The 19,772-nt window shown below is 56.6% G+C and carries 16 protein-coding genes and 1 tRNA gene; 12 read left to right on the top strand and 5 right to left on the bottom strand.

The genetic code is table 11. From position 1 onward, the window contains the following. Positions 1 to 46: 46 nt before the first annotated feature. The gene (locus KJ653_03850) at positions 47 to 1,753 is read right to left on the bottom strand and encodes a type II/IV secretion system ATPase subunit (protein ID MBU0684965.1); all 1,707 of its coding nucleotides are present in this window, start codon (positions 1,751 to 1,753) and stop codon (positions 47 to 49) included. Between the two features lie 64 nt (positions 1,754 to 1,817). Beyond that, positions 1,818 to 2,828: a hypothetical protein gene (locus KJ653_03845; protein MBU0684964.1), complete on the bottom strand. Its 1,011-nt coding sequence runs from the start codon at positions 2,826 to 2,828 to the stop codon at positions 1,818 to 1,820. 274 nt (positions 2,829 to 3,102) lie between these two features. Between KJ653_03845 and KJ653_03840 the strand changes: the two genes are divergently transcribed. Together KJ653_03840 and KJ653_03835 are read left to right on the top strand one after the other, a co-directional pair. Then, positions 3,103 to 3,175, top strand: a tRNA-Phe gene (locus KJ653_03840). A 115-nt stretch (positions 3,176 to 3,290) separates the two neighbouring features. Continuing rightward, on the top strand, positions 3,291 to 3,728 hold the full coding sequence (locus KJ653_03835; protein MBU0684963.1) for a hypothetical protein: 438 nt from the start codon (positions 3,291 to 3,293) through the stop codon (positions 3,726 to 3,728). Positions 3,729 to 3,746: 18 nt separating this feature from the next. On the opposite strand, the gene KJ653_03830 is transcribed toward KJ653_03835, so the two are convergent. Further along, positions 3,747 to 6,167, bottom strand: a complete 2,421-nt coding sequence (locus tag KJ653_03830; protein ID MBU0684962.1) for a hypothetical protein — start codon at positions 6,165 to 6,167, stop codon at positions 3,747 to 3,749. A 276-nt stretch (positions 6,168 to 6,443) separates the two neighbouring features. On the opposite strand from KJ653_03830, the gene KJ653_03825 reads away from it, so the two are divergent. The 5 genes from KJ653_03825 to KJ653_03805 all read left to right on the top strand — a co-directional run bounded on the left by KJ653_03825 (position 6,444) and on the right by KJ653_03805 (position 10,382). Continuing rightward, positions 6,444 to 8,891 (top strand): hydrogenase iron-sulfur subunit, encoded by a 2,448-nt coding sequence (locus tag KJ653_03825; GenBank protein MBU0684961.1) that lies wholly within the window; start codon positions 6,444 to 6,446, stop codon positions 8,889 to 8,891. 72 nt (positions 8,892 to 8,963) lie between these two features. Next, a complete protein-coding gene (locus tag KJ653_03820; protein MBU0684960.1) occupies positions 8,964 to 9,167 on the top strand; it encodes a hypothetical protein in 204 nt (67 codons plus the stop codon). Between the two features lie 45 nt (positions 9,168 to 9,212). Next, the gene (locus KJ653_03815) at positions 9,213 to 9,743 is read left to right on the top strand and encodes a DUF531 domain-containing protein (GenBank protein ID MBU0684959.1); all 531 of its coding nucleotides are present in this window, start codon (positions 9,213 to 9,215) and stop codon (positions 9,741 to 9,743) included. An 82-nt stretch (positions 9,744 to 9,825) separates the two neighbouring features. Next, entirely contained in the window at positions 9,826 to 10,113 is a 288-nt protein-coding gene (locus KJ653_03810) for a GYD domain-containing protein (GenBank protein ID MBU0684958.1), read from the top strand. A gap of 32 nt (positions 10,114 to 10,145) precedes the next feature. Then, positions 10,146 to 10,382: a cytochrome B5 gene (locus KJ653_03805; GenBank protein ID MBU0684957.1), complete on the top strand. Its 237-nt coding sequence runs from the start codon at positions 10,146 to 10,148 to the stop codon at positions 10,380 to 10,382. Positions 10,383 to 10,404: 22 nt separating this feature from the next. Here the strand turns inward: KJ653_03805 and purM are convergent, their stop codons facing one another. Then, complete coding sequence (gene purM, locus KJ653_03800; protein ID MBU0684956.1) at positions 10,405 to 11,427, bottom strand: phosphoribosylformylglycinamidine cyclo-ligase; 1,023 nt, start codon at positions 11,425 to 11,427, stop codon at positions 10,405 to 10,407. Positions 11,428 to 11,528: 101 nt separating this feature from the next. Between purM and KJ653_03795 the strand changes: the two genes are divergently transcribed. Further along, a complete protein-coding gene (locus KJ653_03795) occupies positions 11,529 to 12,140 on the top strand; it encodes an RlmE family RNA methyltransferase (protein ID MBU0684955.1) in 612 nt (203 codons plus the stop codon). On the opposite strand, the gene KJ653_03790 is transcribed toward KJ653_03795, so the two are convergent. Next, positions 12,137 to 14,881: a DEAD/DEAH box helicase gene (locus KJ653_03790; GenBank protein ID MBU0684954.1), complete on the bottom strand. Its 2,745-nt coding sequence runs from the start codon at positions 14,879 to 14,881 to the stop codon at positions 12,137 to 12,139. The genes KJ653_03795 and KJ653_03790 overlap by 4 nt on opposite strands. A 104-nt stretch (positions 14,882 to 14,985) precedes the next feature. On the opposite strand from KJ653_03790, the gene eno reads away from it, so the two are divergent. The 4 genes from eno (at position 14,986) to KJ653_03770 (ending at position 19,753) form a co-directional block, all read left to right on the top strand. After that, positions 14,986 to 16,266, top strand: coding sequence for a phosphopyruvate hydratase (eno, locus tag KJ653_03785; GenBank protein MBU0684953.1), 1,281 nt, complete (start codon positions 14,986 to 14,988; stop codon positions 16,264 to 16,266). A gap of 427 nt (positions 16,267 to 16,693) precedes the next feature. Then, positions 16,694 to 17,977 carry a homoaconitate hydratase gene (gene aksA / locus KJ653_03780; protein ID MBU0684952.1) on the top strand — a complete coding sequence of 428 codons (1,284 nt, stop codon included), beginning with the start codon at positions 16,694 to 16,696 and terminating at the stop codon, positions 17,975 to 17,977. A gap of 3 nt (positions 17,978 to 17,980) precedes the next feature. Continuing rightward, on the top strand, positions 17,981 to 19,234 hold the full coding sequence (locus KJ653_03775; protein MBU0684951.1) for a 3-isopropylmalate dehydratase large subunit: 1,254 nt from the start codon (positions 17,981 to 17,983) through the stop codon (positions 19,232 to 19,234). 12 nt (positions 19,235 to 19,246) lie between these two features. Further along, positions 19,247 to 19,753, top strand: coding sequence for a 3-isopropylmalate dehydratase (locus KJ653_03770; protein MBU0684950.1), 507 nt, complete (start codon positions 19,247 to 19,249; stop codon positions 19,751 to 19,753). Positions 19,754 to 19,772: the final 19 nt, after the last annotated feature.

Genomic DNA, 19,772 nt, shown 5'->3' with positions numbered 1-19,772 from the left:
GTACTGAGAAGGTTTGACCTCGACCTGCTTGAAGACGTCGGATATTTCAGGCAGTTGCCTCACCTCCGGAAACTACTACCTGCGCGGGTCTGGGAGCCGCCCCGTGGAGCTCCTTGCGGACCATCTCCGCGGTGGCCTTGGGGTCTTTGTAATACTCCCTGATCAGACCCCATATTTCGCGGTGGTCCGCAATATCCTTCGCGACCATGTACTTCACGATGTCGACCCTGCGCTCGAACTCCTGCGTGAGCTCCTCGTGGGTCAGGTTCTTCATCTCCATGATCTTGTCGAAAAGGAAGCTGTGGCCTTTGAATATGAACTTGTCAGACGCCTGGTCCCACTCGTAGACGGTGTTGCTTATGAGCTCGTTCGTCTCGGGCTCGAAACCGACGATCTCAATGAGCTGCTTGATCCGCCTGACCATGCCCATCCCGACTCTCGCATGGGTCTGGATGATGACGTTCCTTAGGGCCGTGAGAAGTATCCTGGGACAGTTGATGGGCGGGTTCTCGAGCCTGTTGACCATTCCTTTAACGCTGTCAGCGTGCATCGTGGAGAACGTCGTGTGCCCGGTCGCCATCGCCTGGAACATCGTGTATGTCTCCTTGCCTCTGACCTCACCGACGATGATGTAGTTTGGCCTCTGCCTCAACGCCGCCCTGACGAGGTCGTACATGTCGATCTCTCCTGCGGCCTTGCCGTCCGGGCCACGCTCACCAACGCCGGACCTTGTCGTACCGGGGATCCAGTTCTCATGCGGCAGATTGATCTCCCTCGTATCCTCCATGGTGACGACCTTGGCGCCTGGCGGTATGAATAGGGCCATTGCGTTCAGTGTCGCCGTCTTGCCGCTGGCAGTCCCACCACATATTATTGCGGATTCGCCGTGCTCAACGCTGAGCCACAAGTACGCAACGATCTCGGGTGACGCCGTTCCGTATTTGATTAGCTCGACGGGAGTGAAGGGCTTCTCCTTGAACCGTCTTATCGTGAACGACGCGCCCCTGGTCGTGACCTCCCTTGCGTATGTCGCTTGGACTCTATGCCCTTCGGGTGTCGTGCCGTCCAGTATCGGGTTCGAGACGGACAGCTGTTTGCCGCATCTCTGGCCAAGGTTTATCACGAACGAGTTGAGGTCGTCCTCGTCTTCGAACGACACGTTCGTCTTGATGGATTCGAACTTGTTGTGGAACACGAACAGCGGGATTCCCACGCCATCGCACGAAACGTCCTCGATGTTCTTGTCGTTCATCAGGGCGTCGATCTTCCCGTAGCCCACAAAGTCCCTCGAGATGAAGTACGTGATCTTGTCCTTGGAGATCGGCTCGATGCTCATGCCTCTGGACTTGATGAAACTGTCCACGCTCCTCTCCAGGAATGTCTTGTTGTCCATCACGGCCAGCTTGTCCCATTCGTACTCGAGGGTCTTCTCAAGGGTCTCCTTGATGAGTTTGAGGAGCTCCTCCTCGTCCTCGGTCAGGGTGGGCTCTATGTTGGTCAGGATGTACTCGCTGATCGTGCTGTTGTATGTCGCTCTTGTGTAACTGAACGGCTCGACCACGCTGTAGAACCCGATCTCTTGAATGGCGGTGTCGGTGATCGGCGGTATCTTGGTGTACACTGAACCCCTACCGTGGCTCCAGTCGCGTTTCCGTGCGGCCGCGCCTCTCGGAGCCCTGATCTCGATAGGGGACGACTTCAGTTTGCTCACAGCTCCCACCCAGCCCTGATATATCCTGGCGCCAAGTGGCATCGGCGGGGCCTTGACATCGATTTCGTGTTTTACCTTTGGTTGAGCTTCAGCCATGAGATCACTCCTATACTCCGAGCTCCCCTATCGAGAGCTTCACGATGGCATGCGTGTAGTCCAGAATATGTACATTGTCTATTGTCAGGGTGACCACGTAGTAGTTGTTCATTCTGTTGGGGGATGGGGGGAATGGGAGAAGTGCCTTCGTCAGGGTGAACCCGTTACCTATTGTCATGTCGGCCGTGCCGTCCAGCCTGCTCAGGAAGTACTCATACCATGCATAGCCGTGGTTCGAGACGATTGTGATGGTAACCTGAGATCCTGCACTGTTCTCGTATGCCGTCGTGTCCGCATATAGCAGGTCCGCAGTGACTCCCTTGGAGCCAGTGCCTCCGATGGTCTTGTTCAGGCCCTGGAGCGAGATCTGGGTCAACATTACCACAATCTCCGGGGAGCTGGCAGTCCCAACGTTCCTGACTGAGAACTGCGGCCCGGCAATGATGAATTCACCATCGCTTTGGTTGAGGATCACTGCGCCCGATTCGTAGACCAAGTGCTGCTCGACAAAGTATCTGTTGGGACAGTAGAGGTCTAGCGAGCCGCCTGAGTGCCCATCGTTGCTCGAGCTCAAGGTGTTCGGCGTGCCAGTTGGGGAAATGTAACTATAGGTGATGTTGAACATAGGCCTCTGATTGATCGCTTCGGGAATGTATCGCAGTATCCCCGCGGTGGGGGCGGCAAACACGGGGATGCCTGCCGAGCTCAAAGTGATCGGCACGAACACTGGCGTAGGTGCTATCCTGCTGTTTGAGTTGTAAGAGATGCTGATGTCCACGGACGACTTGAGCGTCGTGAACTGCTGGATGACCGTTGACATGTGGCTGCTCTCGTTGTCGCTCATCCATACGGGCACGAACTGGTTCGTGAACATCCCAAAGGCCGTCAAGAAAACGAGGAGCGACATGATTGTTCCGATTGTGGAGGCCACGCCCTCGCCGTTGTCCCACCGCGGTGATTTCTTGATCCGGTTGCCGGTCGAGTCTGCACAATAGCTCGCGTGCTGGGGGGACAAGTTCATCAGACCACCAAACAGGTGTTTCGAAGTAACCTAATCAGCTACTGGAACATATTTAAAACTGTCGTTTCTGGTATCGCACAAAAATGCATGTGGATTGTGGAGAAAACGACAGAAGACTTCGCCCGGAGAGAGCACACTACTCGCAGCGACGAATGTTCGAAGACTGCCGCCTCAATGAATGCTCGGGCCAAGCCCTCCCGGGCAGACCGTGACGAAGTGCCGCTCGCCAAGGTTTAATATAGGGTTGTGCGTAACTGCCAATCTGCTCACGGATGCCGTGGTAACTCAGCTGGGAGAGTGCAAGACTGAAGATCTTGAAGTCGCTGGTTCGAGTCCGGCCCACGGCACCTCGATCTCTCATATGATTTCGTCGCTCAGGAGTTCCCGTTGCACTCATTTCTGTGCGTGGGATAGTTTAAATTGGCTAGATGCTCTTAGAGCTGACCGCAGAGGTTCTGCTTCATGCCCATCAAGTCGTTCGAACTCGTTTCCATAGATGCCAAGAGGTACTCCAAGCTAGGCGAGAGGATACCTCATCTCAGGGTTGATCAGAACACAGCCGTGACAAGCGTTAGTGCGATTTCGGACAGAGATGCCCAATTCGATTTCAGATTCACTGTCAACTACATGGGCGTTGGAATGATCAAGATCGAGGGCAGAGTCGTTTGGGACGGCGAGGCCAAGCAACTGGCCAGCCAGTGGTCTCAGACGAACGTGTTGCCGAGCGAGGTGTTCAATCCCGTCCTGACGGCCATCTATGCCAATTGCATGCCCTCCGCGGTGATATGCGCCAGGGACTTGGCACTTCCGCCACCTATTCCTCCGCCGCAGATTCAGGGTGGTCCTCCTCAGAAGGCGCCAGGTGCCAAAGACAAGGGGCGCTCGATGGAAGTCGCGTGAAAGCTGGCTGCAACCGATCTATCTGATGTGGTCCAGCGAGAACGAACCGATTGTGACGCCAACCTTCGTTGCGGAGTATCTGATGAAAGACCTCGACTGAACGTCGCAGATGCCTCTGATCGCCAGGAAGGTGTTCAGGTTCTCGACCTTGAACTCTATCATCCCATCCATCAGTGAGCCTATCATCTGGATCTCCTGCTCACCGTGGACGCCCTTTTCGATGGTGTACATAGCAACTGCCTTGTCCCGCTTTCTCCTGCCTACAACAGGGCTCAGGAACCTGAACGCTGTGCCAGGGTCGAGGTACGCTATCAACGTGGAAATGGATCGGAAGCCGACCCTATAATACGGGTGCTTCTCCCGCATCGGTTTCGCGGCAGTCTCCACGGCTCTCTGGATTGATTCGTAGTCCGTCGGAGACTCAACATACTCTGCATACGGGTCCTGGGAGTCATCTCCCATGCTCCTGGAATACGCGTCAACATATCTCACGAGCCCGAGTTTCTCGTACTCTTCGTATCCGGAGACCACGAAAGTCATTTCCTCGCGAACATCCTTTGGGGACTTCTCTGTCAGGATCCAGATCGCGGGTATGCCCTTCTTGAGCCCCTCCGCGATGAACACGTTGAGCAGCACTTCCTTGCCAGTGAACGGAGGACCGTAGACTAGCACGTTCGCACCGAACGGCATACCACCTAGCAGCAAGTCGTCGAGCCTGGCGGTGCCCGTCTTTACCTTCTCCTGCTTGACCTCGAGCATCCGGTCCAGCTCGCGCTTTTCTATCTCGTCGGATATCACGCCCTGCTGCCTGAGCCTGAGCTCCTCCTCCTTGGCGGACAGGTACTTCTCCTTGTTCCTGATCGACTCCTCCTTCGCCGTGACCTCTGCCTGGAGCACTTCTAGGCGTTTCTTAAGGTCGATCTCGCCATGGGATGTCAGCTCGGCCTTGGACTGGGTGACCTTCTTCAGCTCCTCCTGGAGCAGCCGCTCGCGGAACATGAGGTCCTCCTCACGCCTGAGCATCTCCTCTTCCTTGTACTTCATCGGCTCCTTGAGTTTCTGGAGGTCCTCCGTGCTCACCTTGAGATCCCCCCTTACCCTCTGAAGCTCCTGATCCCTGACCGCAAGTGTGCGCTCGAGTCTCTGGGCGTCTTCCAGCTTCCTCATGACCTCCTTGTCGACGGTCTTCGCAGAACCGCCTGAGATCTTGAGCATCTCATCTTTCTGTCTGACCAGGACATCCGCCTCGGCCAACTTTCCCTCGATCTCCTGAATCCTCGCGGCCAGCTCCTGCTCCCTTCTGGCTGACTCCTCTGCGCGTTGCGCGGATCCTGCATCGATCATCACCGTAGTCCCAGGGGGTGCAGACAGCATGCCCTGACTCAGAGCCTCTTCCTTAGCCAGGAGCTGCTTCTTCATCGCTTCGAGCTGGGCCTTCATCTCCGCGAGCTCGGTCTCCCTGCGCTTGAGCTCCTGTGCCTCTGGAGGAAGCTCCTGAATCCCGGCCTCGACTTCCTCCTTCAGGGTCGTATTGACCTCTTCAAGCTGCATTATCTTGAGCTCGAGGTTCTCCCGGTTTGCCATCTCAGATGCCAGCTTGTCAGTGAGCGTGCTCTGGTCCATCTCAGACCCCTGCTGGTTCTTGATGAACTTGATGACCGCAATGCTCCCACGCTTGACGTTTTCGAGTTCCTCTTCGAGCTGCCTAGCCTTGCCCCTCTCTATCTCGAGGTCACCCTTGGCCTTGGCGAGCTCTTCGATGGTCGCCTGCGCGTCGAAGTCCCCTGATTCGAACTGGCTAAGCTTCTCTCGCATGGTCTCGCGCAGCTGGATCAATTCAGCTTCTCTTGCAAGGACCTCGTTAGGTCCGATGGTCTGTGGAGCGGGTTCAGGTGCCCTGGTCTCTTCAAGCCAGACGTTCACATCCTCCTCTTCCCCAGCCAACCATTTCGCCAGAGAATTATCCCGTGGGGCGTCGGCTTTCATTGCCGTCGCCTCCGGTTGGACCCTCTCTTCCCCCGAAAGCCATTCGGAGAGTCCCTCGTCCTCTCCCGAAAGCCAGTTTGCCAGCGGGGAGGCCCCGCTTGGGTTCGTAAGACTGTTTGCACCCCTGATTATCTTGGCGGCCTGCTTCTCGCTGATGCCCTTCACTGCTGATAATTCGTCGACGCTAGCTTCCTGCAGGTCCTTCAGCGAGCGGTATCCAGCCTCATACAGAGTCTCGGCCTTCGCCTCGCCGACTCCAGGAACGAGTCTGAGTTCCTCAAGGCCCTCTTCGTTCTGGCCGCGATCCGGTTCGGTCTCTCCAGCACCCGTTGTCTTCTCTTCGGCCTGTAGGCTAGTGTAGCAGTGTTCACACCTGGTCGCACCCTTTGGCGACTGGTAGCCGCATATGGGGCATGCAATGGAGTTCTCGGCCGGCTCGTCGGGGTTTGGCATCAACTCTCCTTGACCGTCAGATTCGATGGGGGGAGCACAGGACTTGGATAAGCAGATTGTGCTTCAAACACATACTCATGTCCGTAACGTCCCGTCCTGGTCTAAATAGTCAGATTGAAATATTTATAGTTACCCAAACGGGAATCGGCTCTGGGCAGTAGGGTCCAGCGCGGGTTGATATCCCATAAACCAGAACCCGCATCCGCTTACTGTGGTCAGGACTGAGTCCGCCCAAAGGAACAATTACCCTGTTGAGCATTCTCCACTATCACGCATATGGCTGTCGAAGGGAAGAAGAAGGAGGAGAAGGACGAACGGATCGGGGTCTACGTATGCCACTGCGGAAGCAACATCGCAGGGACCGTCGACTGCAAGGCCGTCTCCGAATACGCTCAAGGTCTTGAGGGTGTAGTCATCAGCCGAGACAACGTCTACACATGCTCCGAGCCCGGACAGAACCAGATCGTCGAGGACATCAAGAAGAATGGCCTGACGAAGATCGTCGTAGCGTCATGTTCTCCCAAGATGCACGAGAAGACCTTCAGGAAGACCCTCGAGGATGCCGGTATCAACCCCTACAATCTAGAGATGGTGAACATCAGGGAGCAGTGCTCCTGGGTCCACAAGGACAAGAACGAGGGCACGAAGAAAGCAAAGGACCTGGTCAAGGGCGGCGTTCTCAGAGCCGCTCGGCTCGAATCCCTCTTCCCGAAGGAGATGACGATGTCCAAGGAGGTGCTCGTCATCGGGGGCGGGATCGCAGGAATATCTGCCTCGCTCCAGCTGGCAAACTCGGGGTACAGGGTCTATCTCGTTGAGAAGAGCTCCAGCATCGGCGGCCGGATGGCCCAGCTTAGCAAGACCTTCCCGACGCTCGACTGCGCCACGTGCATCCTGAGCCCACGAATGGTGGATGCAGGGACTCACCCGAATATCGTACTGTACACTGGGACGGAGGTTGTTGAGTTCTCGGGAACACCGGGTAGCTACAAGGTCAAGGTCAGAATAGGCCCGAAGGGGGTCGACCCGAAGAAGTGCATTGGATGCGCCAAGTGCGAGAAGGTTTGTCCCGCTAAGACCCTAAACGAGTTCGAGGAGTGCCTCTACGAGAGAAAGGCGATATACAAGCCGTTCCCACAGGCGGTGCCCGCATCGTACGTTGTGGATTTCGATAAGTGTAATAAGTGCGGTGTGTGCGTCAAGGTCTGCTCTGTGCACGCGATCGACCTAGAGGAGAAGGAACAGTTCCAGGAGTTCGAGGTCGGAGCAGCGATCGTCGCCACAGGCTTCGACATGTTCGATGTCAAGAAGCTCCACGAGTATGACACGTCCCTGCCTGATGTCATCACTGCGACTCAGATGGAGCGATTGATGATCAACGAGTGCGGCGCTGGCATGGTCCTGAAAAGGAAAGCGGACGGCAACAGGGTCAAGAAGGTGGCGTACGTCCTCTGTGCGGGTTCGAGAACGCGGAAGGTCGGCATGCCGTACTGCAGCAAGATCTGCTGCAACTACGCGATCAAGCAGTCGGTGATACTCAGGAAGACCTTCCCTTACATGCAGGTCTACGTGTATTATATTGATATCAGGGCGGCCGGTCGGGGCTTTGAGGAGTTCTATGTTAGGTCGATGGAGGATTACGGAGTCAAGTACATCCACGGCAAGGTTTCGGACATACAGAAAGGCACGAACGGAATCATGGTGAGGGCCGAGGATGTCACCCTCGGCGAGATCATCGAGAATGAGTTCGACATGGTAGTGCTCTGCACCGCGATGATGCCCTCCAAGGGGACCGCCGAGCTGGCAAAGCTCATGAAGGTGCCATTGGGTGAGGACGGGTTCGTGTCTGAGAAGCATCCGAAGCTGGACCCGGTATCCACCCATAGATCCGGAATATTCGCTGCCGGTGTTGTCCTCGGGCCTAAGGATGTGAGGGATAGCGTCATAGATGGCAGGAGCACTGCTGGACAGGTGGTCGAGTTCCTGGGCACAGGTAAGATGCTCGTTGACCCAGTGAAGGCGATTGTCGCGGACGGGATGAAGTGCACGAAGTGGAAAGCATGCGAGGCGATCTGTCCGGCGAAGGCGATCCAGGTCGACGAGGTACCAAGAGTCGATACGTTCGCCTGCATAGGTTGCGGGGCATGCGTCTCCGAATGCCCCGAGCGCGTGTTCGAGCTTGCCCATTACACCGATTCACAGGTGGATTCTGAGATGAGCGGCCTGCTTGATGCGGCATCGCCAGATCTGAGGATAGTCGGATTCTTTGGCGACACTCTGGCTTATGTCGCGGCTGACAGCGCAGGCACTGCAAGACTGGAGTATCCGCCCTCGATCAGGATGATGAGGGTCCCATCTGCTGCGAGGATGGGCAGGCGGGAGATCCTCCGAGCGTTCGCCTACGGAGCCGACGGCGTCATCCTATCGGACGAGGAGGGCGGTGAGATCGCCCACATCGTTGAAGAGAGATTGAAGGGACTCGCGTCGGAACTGGACGCCCTGGGGATAGGCAAGGACAGGGTGACATTCGTGCCCATGCTTCTGCCGATCTACAAAGTGCTCCCGAAACACATCGACAACTTCGACAAGAAGATCCGGCAGCTCGGGAAGGTGCCTCCCGATGCAAGGAGGAAGGCCCTCGAAGCCTCTGCGCACAAGGTCAACCCTGTTTTCGGGCCCAAGGGAACATACTCGGCAGGTCAGTCCTCGCACGCGGGTCATTGACGCGTGGGCGCGCGTACTGCCAATGAATCCGACCTTGTGTAAACGTATTTATATTCAGTGGTTCAATAAGAATTGGTATCTTGCGTCTGGCACATACAGGGATTGAAGATGGAAAAACGAGTGCTCGTGAAGATTAACAAGGACAACACTGAGCTGAGTCTGCGCGAGGTACTCGAGAAGATCAAGGAGCTACAGAACAAGAACCCCGACATGGAAGTATTCTTCGACGGCGACCAGTACGCTATCTGTGGCAGGGTGAGGAAAGCTCCCGATTAGGCAGAGTTCTAAGAGCATCGACGCTGTTGCACCACCGAGAGTTCCATGCCTGGTAGGGTCACGATCGGTCTCTTCAATTCCTACGACCCGGTCAAGTTCCACGAATCCCACAGAAGAGCGCTGGCGAGAGCCGGGCCGCTCGCGCTGGCATTCGACTGCAACCTTGCGACCTTCGGCTTTCCGTACGACAAAGAGTTATCCACGCCCGTCGAGATCGCGAACTGGGTCTCGACCACGACGAGCATAGGCGAGAGTGGCAAGTACCTGATCGAACTCGCCCAAAAGGGGAGATTCTCCGCGTTCGGTTTCCCGAAGAAAGGTTTCCCGCCGCAACTCGGAGAGGTCGTCATCACCACGAGGAAGCCAGCTAAGGACAGAGCGGTCTCTACAGCCGACACCAGAGCGCTCTTCAAGTCAGGAAGATCGATCCTACTACTGTTCGGCCTCGGCCCGCACGGTTTGCCGAAGGAGATTTTCGTTCTTAGCCAGAAGCATCTCGATGTGACAAATCGCGGATTGTCGCTCGAGACCTGCACAGCTCTCGGTGCAGTGGTCGGCTCCCTTATGGCCGAGTGACCCCCGGAGATGCCGCACCCTGACAGGGACCCCGAAAAGACTAAACCAAGGGCCTGCCCTGCATTTGTTCTGGAGGAATCGCATGAGCTTGTATGTGGTATTGTCCAGACTCACGGACGAGGGGAGGAAGACTCTCAAGGAGAAGCCTGACCGATTGAAGGAAGTCAATGCGGAGATTGGGAAGATGGGGGCGAAAGTGCTCCATCAGTACGCGTTGCTGGGTAAGTACGATTTCCTGAACATACTGGAGGCTCCGGACAACAAGACCATTGCGAAGGTCATGGTCGAGCTGGGCTCAAGGGGCACGCTCGAGACGATGACGTTGTCTGCATTGCCAATCGACGAGTTCCTTAGCGCCCTGAAGAAGTGAAGAGTCCTTCCACCCAAGAGGATGATGTAGCGATGCGTGAATACACAAGGGACGAGCTAGCTAAGGCCAACGGTCAGAACGGAGCACCGATACTTGTCGCGGTGAACGGCAATGTGTACGACGTATCCCGGAGCGATTCATGGACGGGCGGGTTCCACCAGGACCTTCACAACTCAGGTCGGGATCTGACATCCGCCATGGACGACGCGCCCCACGACGAGAGCGTGGTCGAGAGATATCCTCTGATCGGGACGCTGAAGAAGGACTAGTGCTCAGCTCTTGACCCCAACCTCAGTACTTGGAGTACTTGAGGCCGAGGCCAGGAACAGTAACTCTGTTCGACCGGACTGCATGTCCGACGACCTTCGCTCCCTTGCCTGCAGCCTTGACAACATCTGAGGATTCCCTTTCACGCACGACCATGCAGTAACCCATGCCCATGTTGAATGTCTGGTACATCTCACTGTCTGCGACGTTGCCGAGCTCCTGCATCACATCGAATATCGGGTTCGGTCTCATGGGGTCCTCGATCTCGAATCCGATGCCCTTCTTGAGCCGAATCAGATTCCTAAGGCCTCCGCCGGTTATGTTCGCCATGCCTTCGACGTCGAACCTGTCGATCAGCTTCAGGACCTGTCTCACATAGATCGTCGTGGGCTCCAGGAGTTCCATTCCGACGGATCTCTTGAGCCCCTTCACATTCTCTTTGTATCCGATATGGTTGCTCTCGAATATCCTCCTCGCCAGGGTCAGGCCGTTGGAATGAATCCCCGAGCTCGGCAATCCGATCAACGCATCGCCTGGTTTGATTGCGTCTCCTGTGATGATTTCGTCCTTCTTGACCATCCCGAGGCAAGTGCCTGCCAGGTCGAACCCCTTCACGAGCTCCGGAAGGACAGCGATCTCTCCGCCAACGATGGTCATGTTCGACATCTCGGCTCCGCGCTCCAGCCCCTTGCCCACCTCGGAAGTGACCTTCCTGTCAGGCCTCTCGATCGCTATGTAATCCACGAACCCTATCGGTTCAGAGCCCACGCAGATGGTGTCGTTGACGTTCATTGCGATGCAGTCGATGCCGATCGTGTCCCATTTGCGCATTGCGTCTGCCACCAGTAGCTTCGTCCCCACGCCATCCGTGCAAAGCGTCAGGGCATAGTCCCCGAAGTCTATGAGGCCAGTGAAATGGCCTGGCAGATCGATCGGGGCTCCGAGCCCCTCCCTCTTGAATTTCAGATGCTCGACCAGAGCTGAGATGCTTCTGGATTTCTTGTCAATGTCGACGCCGGCTTGGGCGTAAGTCATCCTCTTGGGCATGCGTGTCTCCCGCTGCTTCTGGGCGATTGCGTCTTCAGTCTAAACCTTTTTCGTCCTGACACGGGAAAACCATATCTTCAGGTAGAGGCTTCACGGAGGTCGTGAGCAAACAGTGGCAGGTCCAGCGCAGAAGGGACAAATACTACAGAAAGGCAAAGCGGGAGCACTACAGGAGCAGGTCCTCCTACAAGCTGCAGCAGATCGATTTCAGGTTCGATCTTATCAGGACCGGGGATACGATTGTCGACCTGGGCGCTTCCCCGGGCGGGTGGTCCCAGGTGGCCAAGGAGCTCGCGGGGCCGGAATCGAAGGTCATCGCAATGGACATCGACCGGATGACGCCTATCGAGGGCGTCGCGTTCATCAGGGGGGACATCAGAAAGGACGAGATCGTTGCTCGGCTGCTCGAGGTCATCCCAGACGGGGCGGATGTGGTGATCTCGGACATGGCACCGGACATCAGTGGGAACTACCCCTATGACCACGCTTGTTCGGTGGAGCTGTGCGAGCACGCGCTCAAGTTCGCGATGAAGGTCCTAAGGGAGGGGGGCAACTTCGTTGTGAAGATGTTCTACGGGGACATGAGTCCTGCGTTCGTGAAGCTCGTCAAGAAACAGTTCGATGAGGTGCATGTGCACCATCCGAAGGCTTCCAGGGCGACGAGCTCGGAGCTCTATGTGGTCGGCCTGGACTTCAGAGGAAGACGCAGCTAGTCCCAGAATCTCTTTGTGCGGGCGTACATGATCTCTGCAGAGAGGATGTCTCTCAGGAACTCGTCTTCCTCGGTCTGATACCTCGCCAGAAGCCTAGCTGCCGTGTCCGGTCCTACGCCTCTCCCCACGAGCGCAATAACGGCCTTCTTCCCGTGCGCCATCACAAGGTTGGCGTTCTTGTAGATTCGCTTCAGCTCCTTTCGCTGGTCCTCGTTCGACGCTCCCTTCTTCAGGATGGCGAAATGAGACTTGACATATGGCTGTAGTGCGGCCATAAGCACCCCGCCGCATTTGGCACACTTGATCCTCTCAGGAAGATGTGCGACGGTCGACCTCTTCTGCGTCCTGCAGTTCATGCAGACCATCACCACATCCTCCTTGAGCAGTCGTTCCCTGAGGGCGTTGAGCACTGCCTTGTCCGCCCTCTGGGGCCGCATCAGCTCTCTCCTGGTCCCGATGGCCGCCTTTCCCATCGGCGAGAGAGGGCCTGTCCTCAGCTCGATGCTGCCGTCCTGGATGCGTTTCAGAACAGCCGAGGTAGTCTCGATGTCCATGTTCTCCCAGAGTGTCTTGGCGACCGACTCCTCGAAGATGGGACTGCGCTCGAACACATCGACCAACTTGGATAGGTTCAGCATCTTGTAGTCCGCGCCCTTGGCCACCGCTCCGAATTTCTTGGCAACATGTACGAACTGCCACCTCAGGTACGACGAGTTCCTGACCAAGAGCCGCATGAGCTGGCCCAAGGACGAGCCATCGCTCTCCTTGAGGATCCTGACGACGTCTGATGCCCTGACCCCTCTCGGAGTCTCGAGCACGATCGCATAGACGTCTGCTTGGACGCCGATGCTTTCCCCGAACCTGGCGGTCAAGAGACCTGCTACCAGTTTCGCAATGGTCTCGTTCACTTTGCTCCCGAAGCAGCAGTTGATGACTATGACTCCGTCCCCTTGCTCGACGGTCACAAGCTTGTCCGTCGGGAGAACATGGTCCCCCTGGCCTCTGATCCAGGTCAGGAGTTCCTTCTTCGCGTTCTCGTCTCCTGGGTACATGTCGAGCTCCAGAAACCGCCTCATAGCCCCGACCTCCTGGGCGACCTCGTATGGGACCGGGATCTCCTCGCCGACCCAGGATGGCGTTGCAGCCAACTCCCTTACCTGCTCGACTACGACCTCGTCCTCGGCCACTTCCACGACGCGCCAGGTCCTCCCCCTCGTCACGAAGGTTGAGTATGGTTCTGCATAGGTTGCGACGAAGCTCTCGTCGAGCGTGCCTATGATGCTTCTAGAAGAGACGTCTCTGATCTTGTATGTCCTCTCGTCCGGGATCATTGAGATGTTGTCGTAGAAGTGCTTCATGCCAGTGGTCTTCTTGCGAAAGCCAGTCTCATCGTTCCAGAGAACATGCAGTTCGCCAAGCAGCGAAACGACGTCGTCGAAGTCCTTCTTCAGCAGACTCCTGAAAGGGTAGGCCCTCTTGACCGTCGTGTATGCCAACTCCTTGTCCACCCTCGGCTCTGTCAGCGTCATAGCCACGAGCTGGTTCGCGAGGACGCTGAGCGGATTCTCTCTGATACTGAACTTCTCCAGCTCCTCGATCATCGCCCTGCGCGCGATGACGAGGCTCTCGGCGATCTCACCAGGCTCCGTCGCGACGATCTTGCCCAGCGAGATCTCGCCTATCCTGTGTCCTGACCTTCCGATCCGCTGGATCAGCCTCGTTACCTGTCTGGGGGAGTTGAACTGAATCGCGAAGTCAGCCGAGCCCACATCGATGCCAAGCTCGAGAGATGAAGTGCAGATGAGCGCCTTCAACTTCTCCGATTTGAACTCGTCCTCCATTTGGATCCTGATCTCCTTGGATAGGGAGCCGTGGTGGACTCCGACCTTGAAGTCCTCGTCCCAGAGATGATACCTGATGCCCAGAGCCTCCGCGGAGTCCCTGGTGTTCACGAAGAACAGGGTCGATCGGTGCTCCTCAATCAGCTCCTTGCACCGCTTCATGCACGCAATGTGCTTCAGGTCGGTCTGAAGCTTGTTCGCCAGGTGTTTGTCTTGATCGTCTTCGGCTGGGCTCTCTACCCCGATCCGCATGTCCTTGACGGCGGAGACCGTTAGCGTGGAAATCGTCCTTCCGACCCCTGCCAGGTATTTGGAGACCTCGTCTATTGATCCGACCGTTGCCGAGAGACCGATTCTCTGGAACTCGCCTGAGACTCGAACGAGCCTCTCGAGCGCTATCGCGAGTTGCGCCCCCCGTTCGTCCTCAGCGAGCTCGTGTATCTCGTCGATGACAACATGCTTGACGCTTGCGAGATGCTGTCTTAGTATCCTGCCAGTGAACATGATCTGCAGCGTCTCCGGCGTGGTAATGAGTATGTCGGGCGGGCTCTTCGACTGTGCCACTCGTTCCGATTGGGGCGTGTCGCCGTGCCTCACCGCGACCTTGAGCTCGACGGCCTCCCCGAACTCCTTGAGGCGCCTGAGCAAATCCCTGTTCAGCGCGCGCAGAGGCGTGACATAGATGCACCTGATGCCTCCTCTCGTCGAGTTTGCGAGCATCTGCAGTATTGGCAGCATGGCCGCCTCTGTCTTGCCGATGCCCGTAGGTGCAACGAGAAGCACATGATGGCCCGACAGGATTGCGGGAATCGCCTTGCTCTGCGGCTCAGTTGGTTCCTTTATTCCTCGTCTCTCAAGAAGCTCCTGCAGCCTCTTGTCGAGAGGAGCGAACACGTTCATGCGCCCTTCACAGAACCTGGCCAGCGTATAAAACCTTTCGACGGGCTGTCGGAAGTGACCCAGCAATTGCTTTATCCTCACGCGCCTTTCAGTGCATCGATACGATGGCCGAGATCAAGGCGGTCAAGGCAAGGGAGATCCTCGATTCGAGGGGGAACCCTACTATCGAGGTCGACGTTGTCCTGAGCAACGGCAAGATCGGACGGGCGTCAGTGCCCTCCGGCGCTTCGACCGGCTCGAAGGAATGCGTCGAGCTCAGGGACGGCGACATGCGCAGGTACTTCGGCAAAGGGGTACAGAAGGCGATTGCGAACGTTAACAGGAAGATCGCTCCGAAAATCGTCGGCATGCCCCCATCGGACCAGAAGTCTATCGACCTCGCGATGCTCAAGCTGGACGGCACTGAAGATAAGTCGAAGCTCGGTGCCAACGCCATTCTAGGCACCTCGCTTGCAGTCGCGCATGCCGCGGCTCTGGATGCTGGAGTTCCATTGTATGAATACCTAGGCGGAGCCAATGCCCGCGTCCTACCAGTGCCCATGATGAACATCCTCAACGGCGGGGCGCACGCCGATAACAACCTCGATTTTCAGGAGTTCATGGTAGTCCCGTGCGGCAAGAGCTTCAGGGAATCTCTCAGGCAGGGGGCAGAGGTGTTCCATTCCCTGAAGGCCAGACTCAAGAAGCTGGGCCTGAGCACCGCCGTGGGGGACGAGGGGGGCTTTGCGCCGAAGCTCGGCTCCAACAGGCAAGCGCTGGAGCTTATCGTAGAAGCCGCCGAGGATGCTGGACTCAAGGCTGGCAAGGATGTGTTTCTGTCAATGGACCCCGCCGCGAGCGAGTTCTACGATGGCTCGAGGTACGTATTCAGGAAAGGGTCGATGGAGGAGCTGACACCTGATGAGATGGTGGACCTCTACGCGGATCTGTGCAAGGATTTTCCCATCGCCTCCCTTGAAGACGCAATGTCCGAGGAAGATTGGGCCGGCTGGAAAGGCATCACTTCCAGGCTAGGCAAGAAGATACAGCTCGTCGGAGATGACTTGTTCGTCACCAACTGGAGAATCCTTGCCGAAGGCATCAAGCTGGGCGTGGCAAACGCGATACTGATCAAGGTCAATCAGATCGGGTCCCTCACCGAGACGCTCGACACTATGAAGCTCGCTTCGAAGTCGCACTACAACTGCGTCGTGTCGCACAGGTCAGGGGAAACGGAGGACACATCGATCAGCGACATCAGCGTGGCCACGAACGCGGGTCAGATCAAGACCGGTGCACCGTCGAGAGGGGAGCGGACCGCCAAGTACAACCGCCTCCTCAGGATCGAGGAGGACCTCGGCGGCAAGGCGAGATATCTAGGGAAGAGCGCCTTCGCGAGACACTAGGTTTTCGAAAGAGGTTTTCCACCAGGCCAGTAGTACGAGATGTCTGGAGGGCTTGCCAACTGCCGATTTTGCATGCTATCCTGCCCCATCGTCGGAGTCATTTGACTCAATATTGAAGATATTATTGGGCAATTGACCAAGAAGAAAGTCAAGTATACGACAAGTAGTCAATTCAGCGTCCAATAATGGACACAATGGTAATAATACTACTTCCTCATCTCCCTCATACAGGCAGGGAGAACCCGTGGCATCGTTCCGAGAAGCAACCGGATTTGTTCTGAAAGTCGCTTCTTGTTCGTCTCGATCTCCTCTTCGCAGTTCATGCTCGAGAGGCCTGCAGAATCTCGGGCATAGGGAACCGTGGTAGCAACCTGGCCGATGCCTAGGAAAGTCGGGTTGACCGATGCGGTTGTAGGTGGTGTTGTTGATGAGCACTAAGAGTGGATGTGAGAAAGGCGTTCGATCGTGCGTGGACGAAGGAGCAGCAGGGTCTATCTTCCCAGCTCATGCTGAGGCCCGCAATCCGATTCTCGGCGATATCTGCATTGTTGACACGACTTGCCGTGATGGCGAGCAGATGCCTGGCATCTCGTTCACGATGGATGAGAAGCTGGAGATCGCTAGGAAGCTTGAGCAGATGGGGATCGAGCAGCTCGAGACGTTTGCGACCTACAACGACAGCGACAGGAAGACTGCTGAACTATTGAATGAAATCACTAGCAGGATGTCGATCATGGGATGGAACAGGATGGTCAAGGCCGATGTTGCAGATTCCATCGCGCACGGAGTGGACGCTGTCTCCATATCCACGGACACCTCTGACATGGCCCTCGAGCAGAAGCTCAAGATCACACGCGCACAACAGCTTGAGAAGCTCGCAGATTGCGTGAGCTTCGCGAAAGGCAAAGGTGTCTATGTCTGCTTCAACGCAGGCGACGCCACGCGCACATCGATAGACTACCTGATCGAGTTCGCATCCGTTGGAAAGAAGGCCGGCGGGGACAGGTTCAGGATTTGTGACACGGTGGGAGTCCTCACGCCCGCGAAGTCAAAGAGGTTGATACGCTCGGTGATGTCGTCGGTCGACATCGACGTAGAGTTTCACGCGCACAACGACTTCGGCCTGGCGATTGCGAACGCACTCGCAGCATGCGAGGCTGCAGCCGAGTTCAAGGACAGGAAGCTCTGGGTCTCGACCACGGTAAATGGTCTCGGCGAGAGGGCGGGAAACGTATCCCTCGAAGTGTTCGTGATGAATCTCCACAGCCACTACGGGATCGAGAAGTACAACGCAGAGCACATACTCCCGCTGTGCAAACATGTTGAGAAGGCATCCGGCTTGGGCATTCCACTCAACCACCCTATCGTGGGGGAGAACATGTTCACCCACAAATCGGGCATCCATGTCGACGGCATACTGAAGAACCCGAGCCTTTACGAGGCGTTCGACCCGGGCATGCTAGGGATCACGAGGAAGATCGTTCTTGGTAAGCACTCTGGGAAGGCCTCGATAAAGCACAAGCTAGACCAGCTGGGACTCTCCGCTTCTCCTGACGCAATGGAGACTATGAGGCTGGAGGTCTGCCGCATCGGGGAGACAAAAAAGAGGAACCTGACGGACGATGAGTTCATGGCGATCTTCCAGGCGGCGTCTGGAAGGAATGTCGCAACGACGGATTCCAACGTAGGTCATGGCTTCAAGAGGAGTTGACGGATGGATCAAACGATTGCAGAGAAGGTGTTGTCTGTGCACTCAGGAGCTGAGTGCAGAGCCGGGGACATTGTGGTCGCCTCGGTCGACTTCTGCATGTCCCAGGACGGCACATCCACCATGATGATCAGGGAGCTCGAGAGCCTGGGCTTCTCGGCTCCCAAGACCAAGCGAGGCATGGCGGTTGTGATCGACCACAACTCTCCGTGCCCATCGGTCGAAGTCGCCAAGATACACTTCAAGATCAGGGATTTCGCACGGACAAGGTCCATCCCAATCCACGATGTGGGGGACGGCGTCTGCCACCAAGTCGTGCCTGAGGGCGGTTATGTGTTGCCAGGGGACCTCGCAATCGGAGCAGATTCCCACACATGCACATACGGCGCTCTGAACGCGTGCTCGACAGGACTCGGCTCGGCGGATGTGGCTGCTGCGGCTTTCACAGGCAAGCTGTGGTTCAAGGTCCCTGAGAGCTTCTCCATCAAGGTCGCCGGAGGATTTGCGGACCGCATAGGAGCGAAGGACCTCGCGCTCAAGGTCATTGGCTCTCTGACTGCCGATGGGGCGACATACAGGTCCGTCGAGTTCTCAGGAGAAGCGATCGATTCGCTCATCATGGATGGAAGATTCACGATAGCAAACATGGCCGTCGAGATGGGGGCCAAGTTCTGTCCCTTTGGATTCGACTCGAAGACCGCGGAATGGCTCTCCCAACGCGGTCTTCGGGCCGATAATGCTGTCTCGAGTGACGACGGCGCCACTTACGAGAAGGTTTTTGAGTTCGATGCATCCGACCTCGTCCCAAAAGTGGCGAAGCCTCACTCCGTGGACAAAGTCGTAGATGCCTCTGATCTCAGAGGCATAGCGATTCAACAGGCCTTCCTTGGGACCTGCACCAACGGACGAATCAGCGACCTCGAGGCAGCTGCCAGAGTATTGAAAGGTCATCAGATAAGAACAGGTGTGAGGATGATCGTTGCCCCGGCGTCAAGGAGCATACTCCTCAGCGCGATGGATCGTGGGATCATATCTCAGCTTCTGAAGGCTGGCGCAGCAATTGTCACGCCTGGCTGCGGTCCTTGCGTGGGAACTCATGCGGGGATTCCATCTGATGGCGAGAATGTCATTTCGACCGCCAACAGGAACTTCAAGGGACGCATGGGGAACAACAAGGATGTGGGGATATACTTGGCCTCGCCGGAGACCGTGGCTGCCTCGGCCATCAAGGGCGAGATCACCGATCCGAGGGAGATCTGAGAGGGCGATGCGATGAAATTGACTGGGAAAGCGCACAGGTTCGTCCCCAACGACGACATCAACACGGATTACATCATCTCAGGAAGGTACAAGTTCAAGATCGATGACATGAACGAGCTTGCGAAGCACGTTATGGAGGATATCGATCCTGAGTTCTTCTCAAAGGTCACGAAGGGCGACTTTGTGGTCGCGGGCAGGAACTTCGGGTGCGGCTCAAGCAGGGAACAGGCACCGCGTGCTCTGAAGGCCGCCGGAGTTGCAGCGGTGATTGCGGGGTCGTACGCGCGCATATTCTACAGGAGCTCGTTCAACGTGGGCCTTCCCTTGATTGAATGTGATACTGGCTGGATAGCCGAGGGCGATGAGATAATGGTGGACTTCGACAAGGGAGAAGTCATCAACGTACGCACGGGGCAGACCGCCAGAACGTCTCCTATTCCGAGGACGATGCAAGTATTGCTTGAGGACGGCGGTTTGATTCCTCATCTGAAGAAGCACGGCGGATTCGCGCTGGAATAGTATGTAGGAGAACGGAAGA

The organism is Candidatus Thermoplasmatota archaeon (assembly GCA_018814355.1).
Taxonomy (GTDB): domain Archaea; phylum Thermoplasmatota; class Thermoplasmata; order UBA10834; family UBA10834; genus COMBO-56-21.
This window is presented reverse-complemented; position numbering and strand designations above follow the sequence as displayed.

Coding starts and splice junctions, on each gene's coding strand:
- KJ653_03850 (MBU0684965.1), bottom strand. CDS start 1,753: ATGCCACTTGGCGCCAGGATATATCAGGGCTGGGTGGGAGCTGTGAGC.
- KJ653_03845 (MBU0684964.1), bottom strand. CDS start 2,828: ATGAACTTGTCCCCCCAGCACGCGAGCTATTGTGCAGACTCGACCGGC.
- KJ653_03835 (MBU0684963.1), top strand. CDS start 3,291: ATGCCCATCAAGTCGTTCGAACTCGTTTCCATAGATGCCAAGAGGTAC.
- KJ653_03830 (MBU0684962.1), bottom strand. CDS start 6,167: ATGCCAAACCCCGACGAGCCGGCCGAGAACTCCATTGCATGCCCCATA.
- KJ653_03825 (MBU0684961.1), top strand. CDS start 6,444: ATGGCTGTCGAAGGGAAGAAGAAGGAGGAGAAGGACGAACGGATCGGG.
- KJ653_03815 (MBU0684959.1), top strand. CDS start 9,213: ATGCCTGGTAGGGTCACGATCGGTCTCTTCAATTCCTACGACCCGGTC.
- KJ653_03810 (MBU0684958.1), top strand. CDS start 9,826: ATGAGCTTGTATGTGGTATTGTCCAGACTCACGGACGAGGGGAGGAAG.
- KJ653_03805 (MBU0684957.1), top strand. CDS start 10,146: ATGCGTGAATACACAAGGGACGAGCTAGCTAAGGCCAACGGTCAGAAC.
- purM (MBU0684956.1), bottom strand. CDS start 11,427: ATGCCCAAGAGGATGACTTACGCCCAAGCCGGCGTCGACATTGACAAG.
- KJ653_03790 (MBU0684954.1), bottom strand. CDS start 14,881: ATGAACGTGTTCGCTCCTCTCGACAAGAGGCTGCAGGAGCTTCTTGAG.
- eno (MBU0684953.1), top strand. CDS start 14,986: ATGGCCGAGATCAAGGCGGTCAAGGCAAGGGAGATCCTCGATTCGAGG.
- aksA (MBU0684952.1), top strand. CDS start 16,694: ATGAGCACTAAGAGTGGATGTGAGAAAGGCGTTCGATCGTGCGTGGAC.
- KJ653_03775 (MBU0684951.1), top strand. CDS start 17,981: ATGGATCAAACGATTGCAGAGAAGGTGTTGTCTGTGCACTCAGGAGCT.
- KJ653_03770 (MBU0684950.1), top strand. CDS start 19,247: ATGAAATTGACTGGGAAAGCGCACAGGTTCGTCCCCAACGACGACATC.